Source organism: Mesorhizobium sp. M7A.F.Ca.ET.027.03.2.1 (genome assembly GCF_003999175.1).
Taxonomy (GTDB): domain Bacteria; phylum Pseudomonadota; class Alphaproteobacteria; order Rhizobiales; family Rhizobiaceae; genus Mesorhizobium.
Window position 1 is genome coordinate 1 of record NZ_RZOM01001758.1, and the last position, 633, is coordinate 633.

1 protein-coding gene is annotated in these 633 nt (G+C 60.0%); it reads left to right on the forward strand.

Going from position 1 to position 633, the window contains the following annotated elements; all coding sequences use genetic code 11:
* Window positions 1–19 precede the first annotated feature (19 nt).
* On the forward strand, window positions 20–633 hold a 614-nt coding region (gene dusA / locus EN750_RS37885; RefSeq protein WP_127399503.1), incomplete at its 3' end, for a tRNA dihydrouridine(20/20a) synthase DusA.

Here is a 633-nt window from a genome sequence, read left to right on the forward strand (position 1 = left end):
ATTTGATGTTAAAGAAAAAATGCTGAAAAATCAAGATCATAAAGTGGCCGTGGCCCCGATGATGGACTGGACGGACCGGCATTGCCGGTTCTTCCACCGCCAGCTGACAAGCCATGCGCTGCTTTACACCGAGATGGTGGTGGCCGACGCGGTCATCCATGGCGCGCGCGAGCGGCTGATCGGCTTCGATGCGGTGGAACATCCGGTCGCGCTGCAGCTCGGCGGCTCGGATCGTGAAAAGCTCGCCGAGGCTGCCCGCATTGGCGAGGCCTTTGGCTATGACGAGATCAACCTCAATGTCGGCTGTCCGTCAGACCGCGTCCAGTCGGGCACGTTCGGTGCCTGCCTGATGAAAGTGCCGGACCTCGTCGCCGGCTGCATCGCGGCGATGAAAGCGGCGGTGAAGATCCCCGTGACCGTTAAATGCCGTATCGGCGTCGACGAGCAGGATCCGGAGCCGGCCCTGGATGCGCTGGCGGATGGGGTTTTCGATGCCGGCGCCGACGCGTTGTGGGTGCATGCACGCAAGGCGTGGCTGGAAGGGCTGAGTCCCAAGGAAAACCGAGACATCCCGCCGCTCGATTACAGCAGAGTCTATCGACTGAAGGCAAAAAAGAATAACAAATTCATAGG